The sequence below is a fragment of the Scytonema sp. PRP1 genome, assembly GCF_036697665.2.
GTDB lineage: Bacteria > Cyanobacteriota > Cyanobacteriia > Cyanobacteriales > Nostocaceae > Kalymmatonema > Kalymmatonema gypsitolerans.
In genome coordinates this window covers 17,084-40,749 of the sequence record NZ_JBAHYJ020000037.1, presented here as the reverse complement: position 1 = coordinate 40,749, position 23,666 = coordinate 17,084, and the positions used below count along the sequence as shown (strand labels likewise).

At 42.9% G+C, this 23,666-nt stretch carries 18 protein-coding genes; 8 read left to right on the top strand and 10 right to left on the bottom strand.

Annotated elements, in window-relative coordinates; translation table 11 throughout:
• Window positions 1–123: 123 nt before the first annotated feature.
• On the bottom strand, window positions 124–465 hold the full coding sequence (locus V5G28_RS07265) for a hypothetical protein (protein ID WP_336230013.1): 342 nt from the start codon (window positions 463–465) through the stop codon (window positions 124–126).
• 160 nt (window positions 466–625) lie between these two features.
• Window positions 626–877, bottom strand: a complete 252-nt coding sequence (locus V5G28_RS07260) for a hypothetical protein (RefSeq protein WP_336230011.1) — start codon at window positions 875–877, stop codon at window positions 626–628.
• A gap of 237 nt (window positions 878–1,114) precedes the next feature.
• Here V5G28_RS07260 and V5G28_RS07255 point away from each other — a divergent pair, with 237 nt between their 5' ends.
• The 4 genes from V5G28_RS07255 to V5G28_RS07240 are packed head-to-tail and all read left to right on the top strand — an operon-like array spanning window position 1,115 to window position 7,297.
• Entirely contained in the window at window positions 1,115–2,767 is a 1,653-nt protein-coding gene (locus V5G28_RS07255; RefSeq protein WP_336230009.1) for a sigma factor-like helix-turn-helix DNA-binding protein, read from the top strand.
• A 10-nt stretch (window positions 2,768–2,777) separates the two neighbouring features.
• Window positions 2,778–4,034: a DUF1822 family protein gene (locus V5G28_RS07250; RefSeq protein WP_336230006.1), complete on the top strand. Its 1,257-nt coding sequence runs from the start codon at window positions 2,778–2,780 to the stop codon at window positions 4,032–4,034.
• Window positions 4,027–6,477: a CHASE2 domain-containing protein gene (locus V5G28_RS07245; protein ID WP_336230005.1), complete on the top strand. Its 2,451-nt coding sequence runs from the start codon at window positions 4,027–4,029 to the stop codon at window positions 6,475–6,477. Before V5G28_RS07250 ends, V5G28_RS07245 begins: the two co-directional genes overlap by 8 nt.
• Window positions 6,470–7,297, top strand: a complete 828-nt coding sequence (locus tag V5G28_RS07240; protein ID WP_336230003.1) for a DUF928 domain-containing protein — start codon at window positions 6,470–6,472, stop codon at window positions 7,295–7,297. The genes V5G28_RS07245 and V5G28_RS07240 overlap by 8 nt, the downstream gene beginning before the upstream one ends.
• Window positions 7,298–7,416: 119 nt before the next feature.
• Here V5G28_RS07240 and V5G28_RS07235 read toward each other — a convergent pair whose 3' ends face one another.
• From V5G28_RS07235 to V5G28_RS07220, 4 genes are all read right to left on the bottom strand, one after another.
• Entirely contained in the window at window positions 7,417–7,671 is a 255-nt protein-coding gene (locus V5G28_RS07235; RefSeq protein ID WP_336230002.1) for a hypothetical protein, read from the bottom strand.
• 450 nt (window positions 7,672–8,121) lie between these two features.
• Window positions 8,122–8,298, bottom strand: a complete 177-nt coding sequence (locus V5G28_RS07230; RefSeq protein WP_336230001.1) for a hypothetical protein — start codon at window positions 8,296–8,298, stop codon at window positions 8,122–8,124.
• Between the two features lie 154 nt (window positions 8,299–8,452).
• Window positions 8,453–11,104 (bottom strand): CHAT domain-containing protein, encoded by a 2,652-nt coding sequence (locus tag V5G28_RS07225; RefSeq protein WP_336230000.1) that lies wholly within the window; start codon window positions 11,102–11,104, stop codon window positions 8,453–8,455.
• A gap of 15 nt (window positions 11,105–11,119) precedes the next feature.
• Window positions 11,120–14,170 carry a two-partner secretion domain-containing protein gene (locus V5G28_RS07220; protein ID WP_336229997.1) on the bottom strand — a complete coding sequence of 1,017 codons (3,051 nt, stop codon included), beginning with the start codon at window positions 14,168–14,170 and terminating at the stop codon, window positions 11,120–11,122.
• Between the two features lie 679 nt (window positions 14,171–14,849).
• Between V5G28_RS07220 and V5G28_RS07215 the strand changes: the two genes are divergently transcribed.
• The 3 genes from V5G28_RS07215 to V5G28_RS07205 all read left to right on the top strand — a co-directional run bounded on the left by V5G28_RS07215 (window position 14,850) and on the right by V5G28_RS07205 (window position 17,094).
• Entirely contained in the window at window positions 14,850–15,707 is an 858-nt protein-coding gene (locus tag V5G28_RS07215) for a ParA family protein (protein WP_336229996.1), read from the top strand.
• 22 nt (window positions 15,708–15,729) lie between these two features.
• Window positions 15,730–16,170: a hypothetical protein gene (locus V5G28_RS07210; RefSeq protein WP_336229993.1), complete on the top strand. Its 441-nt coding sequence runs from the start codon at window positions 15,730–15,732 to the stop codon at window positions 16,168–16,170.
• A 66-nt stretch (window positions 16,171–16,236) separates the two neighbouring features.
• On the top strand, window positions 16,237–17,094 hold the full coding sequence (locus tag V5G28_RS07205; protein ID WP_336229991.1) for a macro domain-containing protein: 858 nt from the start codon (window positions 16,237–16,239) through the stop codon (window positions 17,092–17,094).
• Between the two features lie 54 nt (window positions 17,095–17,148).
• Here V5G28_RS07205 and V5G28_RS07200 read toward each other — a convergent pair whose 3' ends face one another.
• Together V5G28_RS07200 and V5G28_RS07195 are read right to left on the bottom strand one after the other, a co-directional pair.
• Window positions 17,149–18,570 carry a hypothetical protein gene (locus V5G28_RS07200; protein ID WP_336229989.1) on the bottom strand — a complete coding sequence of 474 codons (1,422 nt, stop codon included), beginning with the start codon at window positions 18,568–18,570 and terminating at the stop codon, window positions 17,149–17,151.
• A 454-nt stretch (window positions 18,571–19,024) separates the two neighbouring features.
• On the bottom strand, window positions 19,025–20,110 hold the full coding sequence (locus V5G28_RS07195; RefSeq protein ID WP_336229988.1) for a tyrosine-type recombinase/integrase: 1,086 nt from the start codon (window positions 20,108–20,110) through the stop codon (window positions 19,025–19,027).
• A gap of 283 nt (window positions 20,111–20,393) precedes the next feature.
• Between V5G28_RS07195 and V5G28_RS07190 the strand changes: the two genes are divergently transcribed.
• Window positions 20,394–20,996, top strand: a complete 603-nt coding sequence (locus V5G28_RS07190) for a hypothetical protein (RefSeq protein WP_336229986.1) — start codon at window positions 20,394–20,396, stop codon at window positions 20,994–20,996.
• A gap of 75 nt (window positions 20,997–21,071) precedes the next feature.
• Here V5G28_RS07190 and V5G28_RS07185 read toward each other — a convergent pair whose 3' ends face one another.
• Together V5G28_RS07185 and V5G28_RS07180 are read right to left on the bottom strand one after the other, a co-directional pair.
• Window positions 21,072–21,962, bottom strand: a complete 891-nt coding sequence (locus tag V5G28_RS07185) for a DUF4351 domain-containing protein (RefSeq protein WP_336229985.1) — start codon at window positions 21,960–21,962, stop codon at window positions 21,072–21,074.
• Window positions 21,963–22,437: 475 nt separating this feature from the next.
• Window positions 22,438–23,583 (bottom strand): hypothetical protein, encoded by a 1,146-nt coding sequence (locus V5G28_RS07180; protein WP_336229983.1) that lies wholly within the window; start codon window positions 23,581–23,583, stop codon window positions 22,438–22,440.
• Between the last annotated feature and the right edge of the window lie 83 nt (window positions 23,584–23,666).

The window sequence follows — 23,666 nt, the reverse complement described above, 5'->3', positions numbered from 1 at the left end:
GCGAGAATTTAACAACGGTTCATCTCAAAGGTTTCTTGAAAAATAAATTGGGGTGGATCTAGCAACCGTGACACTCTTAGCGAGCGTAGCTTGAAACTTTCTTTGCCCCAAAAAGCACGTTTCCTAGCTCGGATCAAGTGTGCCTGTTAAGAAATCCAGCAAAGTTGCGTAATAAATAACTATAAGAACTACTATGGCTCTTGCCGCTATTTCCAAATTGGACATTTGTTTAGCAGCAACAGCTTGGCTTATGTCAGTATTGGGGTAATTGAAACCATAATTGTTCTGTTTGTTATTATTTGATACTGACAGCGCTGTTAAGTAGATTTCCGCCTCATAGCTGTCGGGCTTTGATGATTGCGGTATACTATAGAATTCGCCAAATCTCACAATGCACATTCTGGTTAATTTGTGTAGTGCGTAACTTCTGCTAAATACAGCAATAACCTCGGTAAATTTACTCATGGCATTCCCAAAATCACTTTACTATTGATTACATTGGAAGCAGCTTTGAGGAAATATGAGGTTGTCTGGATTTTTTTTGTAATTTTTCTGCTTGAGGCTGTGAAACAGGCTCGCTACATCAAGCGGCTGTGTTCTGCTCTTAACCCCTTCAGAACTAGATTTACTTCGGCTTCTCAAAAATCTTAGGGTGCGATTGCACGGATCGCAGCGCCGCAAGCGGGCGATCGCCCTTACTGCGTGTTGCAGACACTCGCCAAAATATCTCTACCTTACGGGGCAGGTCTTTGAACCAAGTATTTACTAATAATTTTCCCCAACCGCAACAGAACCCCTCATAAAACGCCTCAAGCAATACCAATAAGTAAGTATCACACTTGATAAAGCCACCATCTGCGCCACTATGCCATGCCACCCACAACAAAACAGCAGTTTAACTAATGTCCTCCCTTTTGGCAGCAATACCCGCTCTCCAAGTGCCGCATATCTCCCTGAACTGAGTTCCCCGATGTAGTTTATATTACATACTTCTCAGATTTCTCGCTCTAGAACTCCATCCTGGTCGCTATTATAAGAGGGAACAAAATTTTTATACTTTTATCTTGTGTAAAAATACTCCCCTTTGGCTCTCAAAGAAAAAGAAGAGGTCAGGATGTTCACTATCACACCCAAACTGCCCAGCCGTCAAAACCTTATTGGTAGATTTTCGATGTATATGACTGTGGAGAATAATCAGGGTAGATCCACTATTAAATGGAAAACTGAACCTCATTTACAAAGCAATATTGAGTTATACAAAAGCCGACACAAGAAGTTTGCATCGTTATTTAACCAGGAGGATAACGGCAGAGGGTTAGTGCAGTTTTGGATAGATATGGCTTTCAAAGACTTGCCACCAAAGGAAGAATGGGAGCCAGAAAACCGAGTACAAAAGGCATGGAAACACTTAACTGTTTACTGTGAAGAAAGTTGCTACTGGGCTGCTGAAAAGTTGTCGTCAGATATATGGAAAGAGGATAAATATCAATCTTGGGAGGAATATTTATTCTTTGCTAGATGTCTGATTTATGATGACACAAAATTTCGACATATCTTAGCGAAATATAATTCAAAGAATTCTTCTCTAGATACTTATGTGACAGCAGTTTTAATTAAAGATATTAAAAATGAGGCAGCGGTTGCTAAGTTCTCTAAATGGCGGCTGTTGCACAAAAAGAGCGATAAAGAGCTGAAAGAAGCACTTAGCAGAGCCGGAAGCTATGAACCAGAAATTTCCAGGTTTCTCTTGGCTCGGAAATATTTTAAACAAGTTTATCAGATGAACAAAATCCAAAACCCAGCTAAAAGAACAGGACAGAAATGGCAAGAACCTGATAGTGCAGATTTCGCAGAAGCAGCTAATTACTACAATGCACAGATGTTACTACCTTCTGCACCTCATGAAGTGGCTACAGGTTTAAATGTCACAGGCGAGCAACTAAGAGCGAGTATGGAAATTTGCATTAAAGCATTACAAAATTACCCCAAATCAATCACACCACGCATTTCTTTGGAAGCATTGCAAGAAAAAGCTTATGAAGCTGAGCCTGATAATAATTATCTAGAAATTTTGGAATGTGATTTACTAGAAGAAAGCATAGTAGAAGATTCCGAAAATCAGGTAAGCCTCAACAAGCAAACTGAATCAACTTTGCACGAGCAATTGCTTTCTTTGAAAGGGGAGCAACAGGAAATACTACTACTTTATTACGGGCTAGGGCTAAATCAAAAACAGATAGCAGATAAATTTAAAGTTACTCAGGGAGCAATTGCTCATCGACTGAAAACAATTGAACTGAAACTGTTAAAAACTTTATCTGCATTAAGCCAACCTCCTGAATGGGTTTCTCAGTATGTAGCTCTATGGTTATTTCGTAATTACCAAGCTCCTATCTATTCAGATTTGATTCATGATGCTTTAGTTAAGGCGATAAAGAAACTTGAACCACAAGAGCAAGAGGTATTGCGACTTGCCTACGGACAAAAACTGGATGGACAAAAAATTGCCAATCAGCTTGGTGTCAGTCAACCAGAACTTATGGACACACTTCGGAAAACTAAATCTAAATTAGAAGCGGCTTTAATCAAAGAGATTGATAATCTGATTAATAAATATTTACAAATTTGGTTGCCAAAGATATCTAAAGCTGTAGTTAAATCAGCTTATAAGAATTTAGGAATTTCACGAAGTGAAGCAGCATCCTTAGAAACAATGAATGCTGTATTAGAAGAATCGTTAAAAATCTTGCATTCATCAAAATCATGAGGTTGAATTGATGTCTTATTTTTATGAATTAAAAACAGCTTCTGGTAACCAGTTATGGTTGAAGATTTCATCAGCAGAGAAAAATATTGCCTGGGAGCAAGCCCAGAGCCATTCTCATAAACTGGCACGTTACAACGCCTATCTCAATCACCTTTCCTTGCATACCTTTCTCAACTGGCTAAAAGACTGGCTGGCAGAAGAATCCCTACCTCAACCCTCAATTTGCAATGGTGAGGATAGCTTACCCAGTATTTGGGAAGTGGTAAATGGTGCGGCAATTGGGGTGGGTGAGAGGCGAATAGTGCTTATCCCCAGTGAAACAATGGATTTAGAAGAATTGTGCGTACCCCAGGAGTGGGTGGATATTCCCAGCTTTGCAGCTGACTATTACTTAGCAGTGCAGGTGAACTTGGAGGCGGATGAGGATGAGTGCTTTTTGGGAGTGTGCGGGTTTACCACTCATCGCCAACTCAAGAACTTTGGCTCCTATAACTCGACGGAACGCACCTATGTAATGCCAGCAGAAAATTTAACTGCAAACCTCTCCGTGATGTTGGTGACACTGGGACTGTCTGTAAAAGAAGAAATCCCAGAATTGCCAAGTTTATCTGAAGCTGAGGCGCAAAAATTGTTGCAACTGTTAGGTGATGCATCTGTTTATTTTCCCCGTTTACGAGTCGATGTCAGCTTTGAAAAATGGGCGGCACTGCTGGATAATGATGAATGGCGTATTCAGTTGTATCATCGACGGATAGGTCGCTTAGTTGTTGCCACAACTACGACAAGTGCCAACAATTTAAGCAATTGGTTCCAAAATATGTTTCATGCCGGTTGGCAGTCACTTAATGCAGTTCTAAATACAGAATCAGCCAATTTAGCCTTTGCTTTCAGACAACGTGAATTTGCTGTTAGAGAGGTGTCTGTTGGAGGAATTAAAGTTATTGATTTAGGAATGCAATTAGGCAATCAATCTGTTGCGCTGCTGGTTGGTTTGACACAAGAGGATGAACTGAAAGTGGGTATCCGCGTGCAGCTGCATCCAGCTAGCGGACAAACTTACCTGCCACCTAATATCAAACTAGCTTTACTTTCTTCCTCAGGGGCAACTCTTCAGGAATTAAAATCGCGCAGTCAAGATAACTTTATTCAACTGAAACGATTTACCTGTCCAATAGGAAAAAATTTCCGAATTCAAGTGGCTATCAATGATTTCAGTATTACCGAAAATTTCATGATTGAACCACTTGCTTTAGATAGCCATGAGTAAGTTAGTTATTTTGAACCTGGGAAGAAGTACATTGCAGTCAGGCTTTCCTCTGGTTACTGTTGTGCTACAGGAGGAGGGAAATTCTCACTGGAGGCAATTTCAGGGGAGTTTACCTGCTGCTCCAAATATTATCGACCTCTACCGCCGTTGGCAATTGCTTTATGATTTAATCTATGAGGCTCGCTCTATAAATATAAGTTTGCGTCACTCTCAGCTAATTGATGAAGACATCAAAATTGATGAAGCTGACGTGACTCACGTTTCTGATGCTGAGTTTTATGGCGTATGTGAAGAATTACAAAATCAAATAGATAATTGGTTGGATACCGAGGCATTTCGTAACATCGACCGTCAATTGCGGATGCGCTTATCTCCTGATGATGAAATTCGAGTTATTATTCAAACTGAGGATACTCAACTCAGGAAACTACCCTGGCATATTTGGCGTTTTTTTAGGGATTACCCTCAAGCAGAAGTAGGTTTAAGTCCCATCGAATTTGAACCTGGTATTAAGATAACAAAATCGGGAAAAACCGTTAGAATATTGGCGATTTTGGGCGACAGTACGGGAATTGATACAGATGCTGACAGAAAGTTATTGGAGAATTTACCAGGGGCAGAACCAGTTTTTTTGGTAGAAAGAAACCGTTTGGAATTAGATGAGCAGCTTTGGGATAAACAGGGTTGGGACATTCTGTTTTTTGCGGGACATAGTTCTAGTAAAGCCGATGGTGAAACGGGTCATATCTATATAAATACTACCGAGAGTTTAACGATTACCCAGTTAAGAAATGCCCTGAAAAAAGCTATAGAACGTGGTTTACAACTGGCAATTTTTAACTCTTGTGATGGGTTGGGATTAGCACAGCAACTGGATGATTTGCAGATTCCCCAAATAATTGTCATGAGGGAACCAGTGCCAGATAGGGTGGCACAAGAATTTTTGAAGCGCTTTCTTAGGGGATTTGCTGATGGTAAGTCGTTTTATTTAGCAGTGCGAGAAGCGCGGGAACAGTTGCAGGGTTTAGAAAGTGAATTTCCCGGTGCAAGTTGGTTACCTGTGATTTGCCAGAACCCCGCTCTTGTGCCACCGACTTGGAAAGAGTTGCAAGGTAAAACTGAAAGCGATCGCCCTTTAGGGCACTGCGCGGAGCGCGATCGCCCTTTAGGCGGTTCCCTCTGGGAGCATCGCCAACCTTCTCCCCCACCTTTGCGCCAACCCAAACTCAATTTCAAAACAGTTTTGATTATCAGTTTTATAGTAACAAGCTTGCTCATGGGGGTGCGCTGGTTTGGGAAGCTACAAGCATGGGAGTCGCAGGCTTTCGACCATTTAATGCGGCTACGACCTCCTGAAAAACAAGATGAGCGGATTTTGGTTGTCGGCATCACCGAAGAAGATTTTCAACTGCCAGAACAACGACAGAGAAAAGGGTCACTATCGGATCTGGCACTAATGCAACTCTTGGATAAACTTGAGTCTTATCAACCAATAGCGATTGGCTTAGATATCTACCGAGATTTTCCTGTAGATGCCAAATATGCAGATTTAGCAACTCCTTTGCGACAAAGCGACCACTTCTTTGCCATTTGTGAAGTTAGTGAAGCCAATCAAAAACCCGGCATTGCACCACCTCCAGAAATTCCAAGAGAACGCCAGGGGTTTAGTGATTTTGCAGTTGACCCAGGTCGGATTCTGCGTCGCCATTTAATCGCAATGCAACCAAGTTCCACATCTCCTTGTACCACGCCCTACGCCCTCAGCGCTCAGTTAGCATTTCATTATTTGCAGTCTCTGGGCATTTCTGTTAAATACACCCAACAAGGAGAACTGCAACTAGGCAAGGTTGTCTTTAGACAGTTGCAATCGCATACGGGCGGCTATCAAAAAATTGATGATAAAGGGTATCAAATATTACTTAATTATCGTTCCTCTCCTTCTCCTTTGCAAGTTGCCGAGCAAGTCAGTTTAAAAGACGTGCTAACGGGTAAGGTCAACCCTGATACAGTTAAGAATCGGATTATTTTGATTGGCGTTACCGCTGACAGTGCGGGTGATAATTTTTTTACCCCCTACGGTAACGAAATGCCAGGGGTGATTGTTCATGCCCAGATGGTGAGTCAAATCCTTAGTGCAGTTTTGGATGGGCAACCCTTGTTGTGGGTTTTGCCTTTTTGGGGCGAAGTTTTTTGGGTTTGGAGTTGGTCTTGTGTCGGAGGAACAATTGCTTGGCGTTTCCGGTCAATCCCAACTTGTGGGCTGGCATCCGGAGTCGCACTTATGGGTTTATACGGGCTTTGTTATTGCTTATTAATACAAGGCTGTTGGGTACCACTTGTCCCATCGGCATTTGCCGTAATCGTCACAGGAGGAAGTGTAGTAGCCTTCCGTCTCCAGCGTATTCAAAGCAGTGTATTTGAATCAAATTTGAGTCATGACTGAGCATATTGGACTTTCCTTGGCGATCGCTTTCGCACTTGTTAGTTTCACGCCAGTACAAGCACAAACTACCAAACCGATGAATTCTGTGCCGCGCCCAACTTTAAACCTCAGGCAACAATCCAAAAAACCACTGATTTTCAAGACACCCCCGCCACCACCAAATATCGGTGCCCCAAGTCAGCGCAAAGCAGGCGGAAGCCGTGGCTGTATGGACGTGAACGTGCAGAACATGCAGTCTAAGAATAAGATACTCACAGCCTTGGCACCTGAGTATTCTGGTTCGCAATTGGTTTTAGGATCGACGACCCAAGTACGTCCCACCTTCTGGTTTTATGTTCCTTATAAGTCTGACTCTACCTACGCAAAGTTAGTGCTAGAGGATGAATTAAACCAGACTATCTACAAAACTCCTTTGACAGGAACACCAGGAGTAGTCAGCGTTTCCCTGCCATCCACATCTGAGGCGCTAAAAATTGGCAAGCGGTATCACTGGTATTTCAACATTTACTGCAAGCAGGACAATCAATTTCTGACTTCCGTAGAAGGGGACGTGCAACTTTTGGCACTTAACCCCATTGTTCAAAGTCAGTTAGACAAAGCAACACCACAGCAGCAGGTCGCTCTTTATGCTGCCAATGGTATTTGGTATGAGGCGTTGACTACTCTAGCTAATCTTCGCCGCACAGAAGCGCAGGATGCCAACTTAGCCAGCGACTGGGCTAGTTTGTTGGAGTCTGTGGGCTTGCAAAATATTGCCGCAGAACCGATAGTTGATTGTTGTAAACCGCAAGCTGGAATCGCAACAAGTGACTCTAAATAACTGCATTTTAGAAAGGCGATCGCCTTTCGTCTCAAGTCCTAAGCAAAGCTTGAGCAGAGTTAATGTGATGTTTTTTTATCATATCTACGCTCTTTTGTCAAAGAAACGTTCACACTGAACTATTTCGGCGCAGCACAGGTAGTTGGTGTTTGCCAGGAACTGTGGGGAGTGCCAGTGGGCGGGGAGGCTGTGAGCAATACCTCGCCTTTGTCATTAATTACCCATCCTGTAGCTTCGACAATCGGTGCTGGCGTGGGGAGGGCGGGTTTGGTAACGGTTTGACTCCTGCGGTTGTCACTACTTGGGTTGAGAGTCACCCAATCTACTCGCACTGTATCATTGTTGTTAAAAGCTTCCCTGGGATTAAGTGGCAAGCCGCCGCGTCCGGTGACAACGAATTTGCTTTGATTTTGACCCGTACCTGCAGTACAGCCAGAGGCAACTTGCGGCTGTACTGGTTGGGCTGGTAAGTTGATTAATCCAGTGTTGGGGTCGATATCGAGTGTGTTGATTTCTACAGTGCCGTCTTGCCCAAATTCGGAACTGGCGGTGATGTCGCTTTTTGGGGTTGGTTCTTCTTGAAATTGAGTGCCGATAGGCGTTGAGATAGCATTTGGACAGAAAACAACGCTCGACGTATAATTCTTGAAGTGAAATCACCAAGGTAAGCGCAGAATAAGAGATTTCGCGCTCTTGACCGAGTAAGGCTTTAAGTTCTCTCGGAAATATCATTTTTGATTATACGTCGAGTTTTTTGCGCAATAATTCTGGCTTTTTCACGGTTTATACGTCCAATTGCCAAAACTCTGAACGTATAACTTATTTTATACGTCCTGCGTTGTTTTCTGTCTGCTTACTATCGCAACGCCAATTTGGGCAACAGCGGAATTTGTAGAGAAGGCGAATGTCTGCGACACGGCAAAGCAGATCGCTCCCCCCGTCATTAACCAACTTTCTAGCACCACAAACCGACCGCAACAACGCCGCCAATATGTAGTCATCCTGGACATAGCAGACATCAAAAAAAAGCAGTAGTTCATGTAGCTACAGCAAGTTGATTGATAATGCTTGAATTATCTTCGTCAGTTATACTGCTTTGTCCGGCGATGTCGGGCGAATTCTTGATTAAGTTTTATTTCTGACAAGAGGTAATTATTACAGCCAATTTCCTACGAGAACGTAGGGTGCCCAGAAGCTTGGACGCTTGTAGCTGGGATTTTGCAACAAAGCTAGTTGAGCCTGACGAAGTGCTTCGGCTTTAGTCAGACGCGGCGTTTTGGCTAATTCTTGGTAAAACTGGCTCATGAGCATGGCGGTAGACTCATCGTCTACATTCCACAAAGAAGCAAGAGTACTGCGTGCGCCAGCGCGGACAGCTACCCCAGCTAATCCTAAAGCAGCTCGATTATCACCATTTGCCGTCTGACAGGCACTGAGGACGAGCAATTCGACTGCTTCTGATCTGTTTTCCTCTCTAATTCGCAAAAAGTCACTCAACTCGTTGACCTTAATCTGCTTATCCCATGCGACAATAAACGTCTTGTCAGCGTTGGAACTAAACTGTCCGTGGGTTGCCAAGTGAACCACCTTAAAAGGCAGCGATTTCATCTGTTTTTCGAGCGCCTGCGAGGTAAACTGCTGATTGAGCAGCACCTTCGTTCCTACTTGTGACTGAATCTCTTTTAACTCGCGTTCTACGTTGGGTAATGCTGAAAATCCTAAACGTGCCTCAGTCAGTCCGGCGGTTAGCGCCTGCAATTGTTTTCTTGGCAAGGGTTTGGGGTCGAATAGTTGTAAACCGGGAGAGAGAGCGATCGCATACTTGGACACCAGATATTGCTTGCCATCGTAAAGTGATGCCATTGGGATATTCCGCAATGCACCATCCAACACAAACACCAAAGTTTTCACTTGACTTTTGGCTAAGTCTGCCTCACTCTGTCTAATTAACCAATCATACACCCGCCCAGACAAGGACTGAACCATTCGCAGCGTGTGGGGTTGGGCGATGTTTTCACGCAATTGCGATAACGTGCTTTCCACTTCTTGCTTAACTATATTAGTAGCGTAGTGCTTGAGGTTCTTTTGCCCAGGCAACTTGAGAATAACCTCTAAGCGGTCTGGTAAAATAATTGGATAGATAACTGCTGCCGTCTGGTCTTGTTCGGCAACTTGGTCAATCTCTACCTTGGCAGTTAAACAAGCTTGCCGAAAGAAGTTATCTAGTTCTGCCAGTTGTAGAGATTCAATCACAAAACGAGCTTGTTTGAGATTGTCTGGTGGTAGTTCAGAGTTTCCCTCGGCTTGCAACAGCAATTCGACTAACTCTCGATACACCGGTTCCACATTTTCCCGAAAAGAAAACTGAATTTCTGGATTGATGACGACTAAATCGCTACGTAGAGACTGGAGGGTTTTGATTGCTTGGGAATAGTAGGAAATTGCTTGTTTGGTGTCTCCTTTAGTTTTAAGTAAACGTCCCAACTGCCATTCCCACTGATAACCAATGTCCGACGCTTCAATACTCTGCGCTATGAATAAAGCTTTCTCTGTCAGATTTTTGGCATCGGCGAATTGTCCGGTTTGTTCGTACAACCAGCCAAGAGTACCTTTGGCATAAGATTCTGCTCGTTTGTCTTGTAAGCTTTGCGCAAGCTCTCCAGCTTTTGCTAAAAGTTGGGCAATATCTAGCCATGAGGGAATGCCTGCGGTATCATTTTGTTTTAACTTGGCTAAATTTTGGGCAAAGTTAATCCGAGCGTAGACTGCCATCCGACTTGGAGGCAACTTGCTAATTTCTGACTGAATTTGGGGCGATAACGCAACCGCAGCGCTCGATTGCTTTGTTTCTAAAAGAAAGCTAAATTGATTCAACAGCAGCTGAATGCGCGTGCTTGGGGGAACGGATAGGGCAGCAGCTTGTTTGTAAAAATCTAAAGTGGCTTGAGTGTCTCCCTGGACACGGGCTGTATTAGCTAGGCTAAGTAAAGCTTCAGTGATTTCTTGATTTGCTTGCAAGGATGAAGCCACTTCTAGACTGTGCTTCAACACCCGCCTGGATTCATCTAAATTACCAACGACTCGCAAGACATCACCGAGGCTACGCAGTCCTGTGGCTTTCAAAAGTGAGTCTTGTTGGGTTGTGAGGCTTTGCTGAACCTCAGTGAGAATCTTTCTTGCTTGAGGGTAAAGCCCCAAAACTTGCTTTGCTTGAGCTGAGTTAATGCGATTTCGGGTGAATTTATCCTTCTCGCCTATTTGCGTATAAATATCAGCAGCTTGTTGCCAAGAATTGATCGCATCTTCAGTTTGTCCCCTTGCTAATTGCCAGCGCCCTTGAATATCTAGGGTTTGGGCAAGGATTGCTGCACGTTCTTGTGAGTTATTTAAATTTTGTAATAACAGAAGACTTTGGGCGATCGCCGCTTGTGCCTCTGTCCACAAGCCAAGTTCTTGATAAGCCAACGACATATTGCTCAAGGTCATCGCTTGCCGTAGTTTATCACCACTGGCAGCGTAGGTTGCGTTCTCTTGTTGCAAAATCTTGACTGCATCACCAAACCGTTGGGCTGAGTACAAGGCGAAGCCTTGCTCTACCACATTTTCCGTATTGGGCAAACCTTTGCGGTGCGAGTTTTCTGCAACCATTTGGGCGGTGCTGGGCAGAATTGCCGTTACCAAGAACAGCCCCACAAGCATGATGGTGCTGACACGGCGTTGCACTGTTTCAGACCACAACACAAATGCCTGTAAGTACCTGAGTTTGCGTTGGACTCTCCGCCAAAATCCTACTATTTTACATACCATATTTACGCCATTTTGTCAATCATGAAATTTAGAATTGCTGTCTACAGCAGATTTCGGCGTAGTACAGGTAGTTGGTCTTTGCCAGGAACTGTGGGGAGTGGCAGTGGGTGGGGAGGCTGTGAGCAACACCTCACCTTTGTCATTAATTACCCATCCTGTAGCTTCGACAATCGGTGCTGGCGTGGGGAGAGTGGGTTTGGTAACAGTTTGGCGATGGCGGTTATCACTGCTAGGGTTGAGAGTCACCCAACCGACTCGAACTGTATCACTGTTAAAAGCTTCCCTGGGATTGGCGGGTAAGCCGCCGCGTCCGGTGACAACAAATCTGCTTTGATTTTGACTTGAAAGCGCAGTACAGCCAGAGGCAACTTTCGGCTCAACTGGTTCGGCTGGCAAATTGATTAATCCCTGGGTGGGGTCGATATCTGGAGTGTTGAGTTCGACTGTACCGTCTTGCCCAAACTGGGAAGTGGCAGTGATGTCGCTTGTTTGTGGGTTTTCTTCTTCTCGAAATTGAGTGCCGAAGATACCACTCGCATTGATTTGGACGTTGCCACCAGAACCTGTGAAAGCATTGGCGCTAATGTCGCTATTAGAGTTAGGGACAGCGACGATGAAGCCCTCAGGAGCATTGATGGTAATGTTACCACCGTCTCCACCTGAGAGTGCAGTACCTGCAGTGGTGGATATTTGGCTACCACGGCGCATTAACAATAAATCCAGGTCTTGCAGCGTAATATTGCCACCTTTACCGGATGTGCTTTCGGCTGTCAGTTTTGCTTGATTATCCAGATTGATTTTGCGAGTGGAGATGTCTAAGTTGCCTGCATTCCCTTTTCCTTCACTGCTGACATTGACTTGTGCCCTATCAGAGACAAGCAACTGCCCAGTCGCAATTTCCACATTTCCTCCCTGACCAGTGGAAGCAACAGATGTATTGGCAAATATCCCACTAGCAGGATTATCATTACCAAGTACGAACTTTGCCCGAGTCCTACCATCTCCTTGAGCTATTTCACGAGCATAAAGAAGTTCCACCCGAATCTTACTACCAGCTATTTGGTCAAACAGATCAACTTTGCTAGGGTTACTGCCATTGATGGTAATGCGGTCAGTCACTTGGAGATTGATATCACCTGCATCGCCTCCACTAAAGGCAGTGGTGAGAAGTTGTCCACCACCAGTCAGTTCCACTACATTTGCATTAACAGTTATATTGCCACCACGTAAGCCACCTGCACTTTCTGCCCTTAATTGTGCCCCATCTGATACACGTAAAACACCAGTATTAATTCTAATGTCACCGCTTTGTCCCATAGTTCCTTGCTCACTGGTCGTCAGCAATGAACTGTATATTATGCTTTGTGAGCGATCGTTTAATGGGCGTGGGGCTGGAGATTTGCCTGAGATTTCGACATAATCTGGGGCGGAGATCTCAATATTGCCAGATTTTTGCCCGTTAAACGATCTTGCGCTCACTTCTGTCCCAGCAGTTACAGAAACAGACCGCCCGCCTATTTTGATATCACCTCCATAATCTCCGGTGCTAGCAAGCAAGCTATTTTTAAAAGAGACAGGACCTGCGGATTGGACGATGATATTTCCAGAATTCACTCCTAGAGTGGAAGCGGTAAAAAGGGAGGTATTATTAGCTAAGGACACAGAGTTATTGCCAACTAGTAAGATGTTTCCTCCATCTCCCGTGCCACTGGGGGCATACACAGTAGCATTTGATAAAAAAATAGAACCATTTGCCTTGAGTGATATATTTCCGGCTCCCAGTTGCGATATGTCATTGGAGGTGGCAATAACCTGATCCTGCTGGCTGACATCCTGCCCGATTAAAGTGATCGACCCATTTGCTTCAAGTGATATGTTTCCGGGACGTCCCTGTCCTTGGATACTAGTATCTAGTGCTGCTCTAAGAAAAGGATTATTATTCTGCTCAGGATACCTAGCCTGATTATTTATAATAATTTCACCAGCCTGAATATTAATGTTACCTGCATTACCCGTAGCATCTGCAGCCACCACATTGGTAATTCGGCTGTGCTGATTTACTGTTACCACTCCGGTTGCATTGAGCGTAATATCTCCTGGTGGAGAGTTATCTGCTGTCAATCCTTTACCAATGCCAGCATCTATCCTACTTCCTCCCGAAATATTTAGGTTGCGGGCGCTCAGAGTTACACTACCCTGACCTCTATCAGTCACATCAATCTTAGCTGCATTGGAGAGGAAGACATCAGATCGTTGCACATCAATTGGAAAACTCAGACTCAAGTTATTGCCAGTAAAATTTAGCCCAACCGTTCCTGCACCTGAAACGCCTCCCAACTCCACTCGACCACCGAAAGCATACAACCCGGAGCCATCCATGCTGACGTTACCGCCTACTAGCAGCAAACTCCGACCATCTGGAACACGTAGACCGAATACACCCAAGCCTGATCGATCTAATCCTGCTGGGGAAACTGAGTTATTTTGAATCGGCGCAGCAATTTGATTGAATAGAAAAGCTGAAGGATTAACCGTCAACAGTGGAGGAGTATTCGGAGCAGAAGCACTGAAAAAACCTTGAGTGCCAAACCCAATCGCATTGGCTGTCGTTGCAACAAAAGAACCTCCGATATTCAACTGAGCATCTTTACCAAAAAGAATTCCATTTGGGTTAATTAAAAACAGGTTAGCTGTACCCGACGCGCGGATTAACCCCTCAATGTTAGAAATAGACTTACCCGTCACCCGACTAATGATGTTTTGAATATCCAGGGCATTATTAAAGTAAGCCGTACTCCCATTGGGGACAGAAAACTGTTCAAAACTGTGGAACAAGTTGCCCCCAGCTTGCGTTCCTCCTTCAATAATTCTGGTGGAATCCTCTAGTTTTACACTGGAATTATTCGGTAGGGTGGTATCCGGAGTAATTTGGGCAACAGCGGAATTTGTAGAGAAGGCGAATGTCTGGAACACCGCTGCACAGAGCGCTCCCCCCGTCATTAACCAACTTCCTAGCGGCATAAACCGACCGCAACAATGCCGCCAGTATGTAATCATCCTGGACATAGTAAACATTAAAAAAATTAGTAGTTAATTGCTTGTTGACGCTCCTCGACCTGTACAAGTCAAGGATTCCTACGCCACTCTCTAGTGTAGAGAGTTTGCGCTTCTTCTCTTTAATCACTGACAAGAGTGTTACTGAGTCTGTGCGGACTTAAGCTGAGGATAATAACGGCTTTCTAGATATCAGCATTTGTATTAAGTTCTAAACCATTATTCAGTAAAACTTCAGCCGAAGTGTAAAGAGTATATGAAATTCCTCTACTGAATTGCTAAAAGCTTGTAAATTTGAACACATTGAGCAGGCAGAGCGGCAACTTCCATCGTTGGCGTAAGCTCCCACCGAGTCAAGGCTCTGAACTGCTGTGGGCTAGGGGGAGCCGATTTGTTGATCGGATAAACCAAATTGGTATAACAATTTCAAAAAAAAAAAATAAGTTTCCTCGAGAGAGACCTTCATTTTTTTGCTAACCCTATCCCAATACATAAATAGAGCCAAGTTGATGAACGGCAATAGGTCGTTTATTAAACGACCTATTGTAAAAGCTAAACGTTAGAGTCAAACGTTAGTTTAACTGCCAATTGTGTTCCTTAACTTTTGTACAAAAGTGCAATTGTATTAAGTAATTAAAGTACAAAAATACATTTATAGTATTATGCTTGTGTAAGTTTGTATTTTAGTACAATGCAAGTCAACTACACTCCTACAATTGTTACTTTGGGATTGGCAGGGGGACAGGGAAAGTCAACGGTTGCCCTGATGCTGGGTCGATACCTGGGGCGCTTGGGGATTCCAGTACTGTTCGTTGATGCCGACCCCCAGTCATCGCTTACTAGTTTTTTAGGGGTCAAGGTGCAGCCAAATACCCCTACCCTGCTGGAAGTCATCACCCAATCGGAAGAAAAAAGCAAGATTGTTCAGGCGATCGCCCCCGTACCGGATGTCCAACTAGACAACCGCACTATCAGTAACACCAACTTGTTTTTAATCCCTTCAGACGATGGGTTGGAAAATGCCAACTACAAATTGGCATCCAGCGGCATTAGTTTGTTTATCCTGAGAAATCGCCTGCAGCCAATTGCCAACAACTTTGGCGTAATTATTGTAGACCCACCACCAGAGCGATCGCACCTTGCCCAAACTTCCCTCGGTGCTGGTGACAAGTGGATAATCCCCGCAGAAGCCAACGTTAAGGGAGTGCAGTCTCTCGTGAGGACTTTGGAATTGGTGAAGGAATTTCAGTCAGCTTTACCTTATGGCTCACTCTTGGGAGTCATACCCTTCCGTGCCAAGTGGACTGGAGTTAATCCTACTATTGCCACTAAAACCAGCATCTCAGCAATGGGCGAAATCGTGGGGTTTGACTTGATGTTACCCCACCTTCTCGAATCCGATGTATATAAGAATGCTATCAACCAACGGGTATCTCCTACAGACTTAGGACAACCTGGACTAGAATATCCAATCCAGGTATTGGCTCAAAAGGTAAGACCAACATTGTCCGAACAGTACGCTAAGTTAATCCCAACCGAAACCGTTTAATTTACAGTACCAAGAGTTACCCATGAGCCTTTTAGACGAAATTCGCGGTCGTGCTACGCAACCAACTGTCCCTCCACGCGAGGATATTTTGCAGCAACAAACACCTGTTACTGACACATCAATGGATGCGGATGTAGCAACAATTTCTGAAACACAGCAGCCAGGTGAAGTATCGGAACTTAAGCGATTAGAAGAGTTACTTGCCAGTTACCCAGAAATTGCCTCTAGAATTCCCGTGAGGTTAGAAGCTCCCATCAAGCAGGAAATTGACGAGCTATGCAACCGAGAAAAGGTAACAATAGAAACATTACTAGAAGCTTTTTACGCAACCTGTAAAGATAAAGAATCAGTGATGCGGCAAGTTGTTAAAGATGCCAAAAAGCGCCTAAAAAGCCGTAAAGAAGCGGGAAATATCCGCTCTAGTCTTACCAAACTCAATAATTTAACCAAAAATAAAAAGTAGTAACTTTTTTGGGGTTTTTGAAGCAGTAGACAGAAAAGCGTAAATTTTATTATTTGAGAAATCACTGTGGCAATTATTCTCTACCTCAAATTACTTACCAAAGTCGGCATCAAGCGAATTGGAACTTCATTTTTGAGCTACTTTGGTCTTTTCGGGGTGCTGCTTAAACCGGCAGCACTCTTTTTACCAGAAACACTAAATTTTGGATGGAAAGGTTACTTTGGGCTGGTAATTATCTCCTTAATACTTGCTATTATTCAGCGGTTTCCTCGGAGGAGTTTTTGCAGTAAATTATCTTCTCCAGATTCCGCAATCGAAATCAAAATAGGAGACATCTTTGATGAGAAAGATCACCTCGTAATAGGTGCTAATGATGTTTTTGACACCGAATTAGGAGAAGTAATTAAGCCTTCCAGCGTTCAAGGACAATTTCTCGCACGAGTTTACGAGAGCAACTTTGCACAACTCGATGCAGAAATTGAAGCAGCCCTTCAACCTTACAGTCAACTACGCCAAGAAGAACGAAATAAAACAAGAGGCAAAAATTGGCGATATCCCATTGGTACAACCATAACGCTGGGTACGCATGATAAGCGTTACTTTTTAACTGCTTACGGGTACATGAACAATGATTTAACCGTTGAGTCAAACTCCGACTATATCTGGCATTCTCTGAATAACCTTTGGCGAGAAGTTCGCCTTAAAGGTCATAGTATAAATGTTGCAATTCCAATCATTGGTTCTGACTTAGCACGCACCGGTCTGCCTCGAATGGCTCTAGCCAAGCTGATTATCACTTCGTTTATCGTTGCATCCAAGGAGAAGTTTATCACCAGGAAGCTAACTGTAATGGTGTACCCCAGAGATTTGGACTCTGTAGACTTATATGAGTTAGAAGAATTTTTAACATCTGCTTGCTTCTGAAAAGTGGTGAGTCCACTTAATTTTTTCTAAACTCATTTCAACCGCACTTTTACTTTAGGAATCCAAAACGCATTTCCCTTTTACTTTTATTACGATTGATTCTTTATTAGAGTTCAATTGTTGTATTTGCCCACGAAAGTCTACGGAGATAACATTCTTTCTAAGAAAACTCATTTTCAAATCCAAGATATGTTCGACTAGATTATTAATTTTTAAAAAGTATACTGCCGCCAAACGTGCATTTATTAAAAACATCCGTGGTTCATTTTTCCACTTTTTCCATATATCAGTAAAAATACATCCTTTTGCATTTACCTGATAGTCATACCCTCGTCTAATATAATCTAGTGGTGATGGAGAACTTTTCTCTTGATTTTGAGGAATTTGATTTAATAATAAAAAGTGAATTGCCTCAGCAGTTTCTTCATAACTATAACCATAATAATTCACCATATTATAACCATACGATTGTGGAGTTGGCTTAAGCGTAACTATGTAGGAATTTTTACCTTTTATAGATTTCCCCTCAATACTCTCCACCTGCACCATAGATGCATGATTTTGATAAGCATAGATAATTTGTCTTCTGTTATAATGTTGACTATTTGATTGCAGATTGCGTAAATTCGCTTCCTGCTCTGCATTTCCAACTGGTATATTAAGTACAAGGTTTTGATTAGCCAAACTTTCGACTGATTGGGTTTCAAATAAATAGTCATTAAGTAAAACCCAAGCACCAGAATCACTTATACTTTTACTTGTATTAGGTTTTGACTTAGTAGTAGATTTCTTATTAGTAGATACTCGTTTTTTTGTTGCCAAACTGGACGTTGAGCTTACTTGTTCGGGATTATCAGATGACTGTAATTTTCTTGCAGACGATTTCTTTGTTGATGACCTTGTACTCGTTTTTGAACTGACACTACTCTTTCTAACTCTTTTTTTACTACGCTGATTTAACCAGAAAATAATATGTTCGCGTAATTTATCGCGGAATTCAGAAGGTGTTTTATACTCGCGAAATAATCCATATCCATTTTTACTATACCTATTTTTAAATTTCTTAACTTTCTCTTGCTGTTCTAAATCCGTTTTCTTTTTCAGTCCTTTAGTCATTTCCCGAAAATAAAACCATATGTCGGGCTGACCAATTCTATTAAAAGTTCTCCTGGCTCGTTGAAATTCTTCAATTGTTCCGGATATAGCACGCTTTGTTGGAGTTCCAACGCGGTTCCACATAATCCCGATAAACAATACGTAATCTGACATTTTGCCTATCTGCGAGTTTATAATGGCTTGACCGTCTTGACCATATCCAGGGAACGCATTCTCAGAGCGAATTACTTCTAACGTGACACCCTTATCAGGAGCCACGGTTCGATTTATCTCCTCAACAACTTTAACAACGTGATTTCTTTCCGTCCTCACATCGCCAGGAGAAGCAAGAAAAATTTTTAACTTTTCTACTTGCGGCATGGCTATTTTATTCAGTATTAACCGAGGCGAGTCTGGATAATAATATCAAAAACCCTCCGCATCCCCAGTACCCACGGGAGCATTCCCCAAATATCCAATCGCTATCGCCGTCGGAATTCTCCTCCCCCTCAAATTCCGAACTACCCATCAGTTGAGAAATACAGCCTTCAAGCCTAGAAACCGCCTGCGCCAAAGCAGCAACCAGTTCCTTATCCTTCTTAATCTCATTCCACAGAAGCGCCCGCTTTCTGATTCAACAGATCCTGGAAGGTATGCAGTAAGCAAGCATCAAAGCCAACCGCAGTGATTGTGCTATGAGACTCCGATTTGAATTTTGAAAGCATACTGAGACTCAAAAGCTTGTTTGACAAGGGTTATAGGTCAAAATCTTTTCAATAATCAAACAGGATTCCTATATGACGTACCCGTTATTTGATACATTTGGGTCAATCAATCAAAACCTCGGCAACACCGTACCCGTACCCGCATCCTTCTTAGGACGCACATATGCCTTTGTCGTATCTGTTTTACTATGCCCCAACTGGTCTTGCACTTCAAACAGCGGTTTATGCTCCACCGCTCGTGTTGCATGGGAATGCCGCAACCAGTGACAGGAAAACTTCACCTTCGCCACAAGAGAAATCTCTTCAATTAATTTTTTAATAGCCCGTTCGCTCAACGGTAGCCCCCTCTTATTTGGATTCGGCGACACATTGGGAAACACCGGTGCTTTATCCGGAGCCGTACCCCTATACTTCTTAAACAGCAATGATGTCTCGTGGTCTAAGCCAATCTCCCGATACTTACCGCCCTTCCCCCGAAACTTAATCGTATAGTACCCCCGGTGCCTGTCATCCGACGTCGGGTCGGGCTGCCATTTAAAGTTGTGCCAATAAAGACCGGGGTAGTCTTCCTTGGGTTTACCCGGTTCGTCGCCTGGAACCGTCACCCGTCCAACCTCCCCAACCCGCATACCACTGTAAAAAAGCAAATTAAAAACCAACCAATGCAACTCCCCCAACTGTTTCGCAGCATAAGCCAGCTTCGCCATCTCCCAATCTTCCAGATACCGCTCGGATTTAGGTAAATCGCTAAAGTTATCGTAATTTATACTACTTGCAATATTCCTTAAAAAATAGCCAATACTCTCGCTGCTGCCATAACTCCACAGCGAACGCAGCATCAGAACTTGGTTAGATTTAGTATAAGGGGAAACCTCGCCCCAAGAGGCAATAAATTCCAGTAACTTTGGTTGCTGAATTAATCTTAAATCGGGTATGCCTTCATTACGTACCCAATCGAGTAATTTTTGACCAAAGCGATAGTATTTCCGCTTAGTCTGCTCGCGGTTTTGACTTCCCGCCCAAGCCAAGATTAACTGCTCATCATTGCCGACAGCAGGAGTGCGGTAATAATACGAACGTATTACCTCCTCCACCAACTCCGGAGTCACTTGCTGACTAGTATTCTTAGTTACCGTCTTTAGACCATCGTCCGCAAGAATTTCTACGGAGCTGACCTCAACACTCGGAACATCCATATCAAAAAAATATTTACTCGACCATAAACATATAACTTCCTGGAAGGGCAGTTACAGGAAGCTTTTCTATTCTACGACAGCGCCGTGAATATACTGCCCGCGCTATGCGTTAATAATTCCAAAAGTCTACACAACGTAGCAAGCTCCCCTGCGGGGTGAAAGACCCAAAACACGACGGGCGATTCCCGAACGGATTTGTGCCTAAGCATCCAATCCCTGATATGTTGATAGCAATGCTATCTACTTGATATCGATAGCTGTTGCTATCAATTGCGATATCACTATGCTTAACGAGAACAAACCTAGCGAGATGATCCGCGTACCCACTCCCCTAATTCCAGCGGTTAGGGAGTTATCCCGCCTGCACCGACAAGGACGAACAAGCGAGTTACTTCACTCTTTGGATGAATTAATACTGGCGTTGGACAGTAACAGTAGAAGCGCCAACTCTACGAATCAAACGATATTAGCTATTTGCTCACGACTTGATAACCTAGAGTCACAGTTGTCAGGCGAATCTAATAGCAAAGAAACACCTTCAATCCATAATCTCGTCGATTTAGAACAAAAAATTGAGGCGATTACAAATCGGATGGCACAATTCGCCGAGGCGATTATTCAAATTCAAAATCATCTCAACAACCAACCGAGGCGGCGGAATAAATCGTACTACAACAATTCATATTATCAAGGGCAAACTCCTCGAATCCAACCGCTAACGGAAGAAAATTTAGCTTCAAGACTTGGTGTAAGTGTAGAAACTGTACGCTCCGAGCGAATTAACCTACAACCACCGCTTTTTGTGGCATGGTGCAAGCGCAAGGATACATCGGGTATAGGGTGGGAGTTTAATCAGGATACGGGACTGTATCATCCGGTAAGTTAACGGATTCTGTTTGAACAAGTCGGAGAGGTTATCCCCGACTTTGTTGTAAATTAATCTACTGATAATCAGTTATCCTTATTGTTGGTTTAACCAAGTTTCTAAATCAGCAACAGTAGAAAAGTCTAGTAATGCTTCTCCTAAATTCTCTAATTGTTCAATCGATAATCCTTGAACTCGCTCGATTAATGATGCATTAATTTCCCCAATACGGCGATTGAGTTGACGTATAATTAAACGTTGTTCTCCTTGTTTATTTCCTTCTTGTATAGCTTGTTCCCTATCTCTTTGATAAAGTGGTTCTAGTCGCATAATTAACTCCCTATCATCTTCTTCTAATTCTTGATTGACTCTCAAGTTTTCGCGCAAGTTGTAAACTAATTCGAGTGTTGCTTTCTGGTATGGATGATTTAATGGTAACGCTTGCAACTCGACAATCGCTTGTGACTGCACACTTCCCCTACCCAAAAGCCTCAACCACAACGTCTCCGGTGTTTGCGGTAGTTGGTGTATCGCCACAATTACTGTCCGCAAGGCATCTGGCAGAAAATGTACTCCCGACAACCAACCTTCTTTTTGAATAGTTCCAAAGCTAGACAATCTAGTTTCAGATACGGTAGGTGTAAGAACCCACAATTTGGGAATTTCTGACTCCTGAAGTTTGGTTTTATTTGCCTTAGCCTCTCGTCGCACGAGAGCCTTTACTTCTAATAATTTTAGAATACAGTCGCATATTTCATCGGTAGAAGCTGGATTGCGGAATGGTTCTATTATCGCAGGATGTTCAGCAAATCTTCCTAGCAATCCTAGCACTTGTAAATTAGAGCTTTGCTGTTTAGAAGGAGTGAAGAAAACATCTATTTCTTTAATCTCTCCTGAAACTTTTTCCGATGGCTTGACTTCTCCGTAATCTTTTAGTAATTCTTCCAGATAGTCCTTGGCGAATTTGTCATGTATAAAGCGCGTCATTCAAATTGAATATTGGGAATCTTCTTGGATATAGTTAATAATATTAATACATTTGTGTTCATAAGTAAAAACTATTTTATCAATTAATTGAGCCATTGGTGATAATTAAATTTAGTTTTATTTTGGAGATATATAACGAATATTTGTTGTTGGATTATCTACTAACCCAAGTTGCTAGTTATCAAAAAACGCCTCTTTCTAAGTACAAAATTTAAAACTTAAGTACTTGCCAATACTTAAAATAGTTACTATAGTATCATTATGATACCGTTGAGAACCACTAACTAGCAACTTACGTTACTACTTAGAAGTTGGATTTGTGTTGGTGCTTGAGTGAAGTGTTGGATTTGTGTTGGATACTGTAATCTCTATATATCAATGCTTTTGGGTATGTAGGTTGGTTTTGGATGTGTTGGGTAAGAGTGCATATATTGCCCAAAAAGTACAATTTATCCAACCCAACCAACAGTCCAACCTAATCGACTAATCTGTAACTATCTTCACCTATACAAATGACTTTTTCTTTTTGCACAAGTAGCTTAAGTTCTTCGCGTATTTGTACTTCCGATACGCCCTTGAATTTACTACCTGCATTCTGTTTAATTTGACGTGGAGTTTTTGCACCTTTCCCCTTGAGATAATCAACCAGTTTGGTTTGAATCTCGGTTAGTTTGATATCTGGGCTTGCTTGATTGTCATCACTAGCATTTTCATCAACCCGATGATTGGTTGTTTGATTAAGCGGACTATTTATACTAGTCGTGGATACATCAATATCGAATTCCAGCCTGAGTAGATTATCAAGATATTCCGGACTAACTGTATCAAGTTGAATGGCTGGTTTGACTCCTGGTTTGTAGCTGGTGATATCAGGCAGAATATCCAATTGCATGGGGTCAACTGAGATAAATATTAGCGGTTGTCCTAACTGCTTGGATTGTGGTTTTAGTTCGTTGAATCTTTCTTTTAATGAGGAACGCAGTGCTGCATCTTCCACAATCTTGGCGTTGCTAATGAGGTTATATAAAACGCCATAGCTATCATTAACCGTGCCGTCTGGCTCGACGTTATAATTACCTTGAGCGATGATATAGAGGTTCTTCCTAATATTGCTGTCACCTATACCCAAGGCGGCTAAATTAAACGATTGAGTGTCGATAATCAGGCAAACATTTAGTTCTCTACCAACTGTAATAATGGTTGAAATTTTCTTGAGGTAGGGCCCAAACCACTGCTCATCCTTAACTGTTTCGTAGACGGAGTGCCAATCAGCTAAAATTAACCTGACTGGTTGATTGTCAAACTCGTGGCGACGATGTTCCGGTACTCGACGACGTTGGTCGTAAATGGTGTAAACTTGGTCAATTGCCGCCATTGCCAATTGTGGTTCTAGGGGGTCGAATAATAACACCCGACCTTTTTTATCTAAGCCACAGAAGGAATCATTCTTTTGAGCGATTGCCCGAAGGGCACTGGGCTTCGCCCAATCGCCCAAACGGATGCCTCCGAGAAACGTTGAAAGAATTTGGTCAACATATACGACGAGCGTGACAGACTTTCCAGCACCTCCGTGTCTTGCAGGTGTCGCAGCATCCAGGCGTAATGCTAGAGAGTCTGTCATGAAGTGCCACGCAGAGATACTCTCGTTCCGATTTTATTTTTTGTTTTGGAACTTATCCTTGTCTCTCCTGATTTTGATGCCAA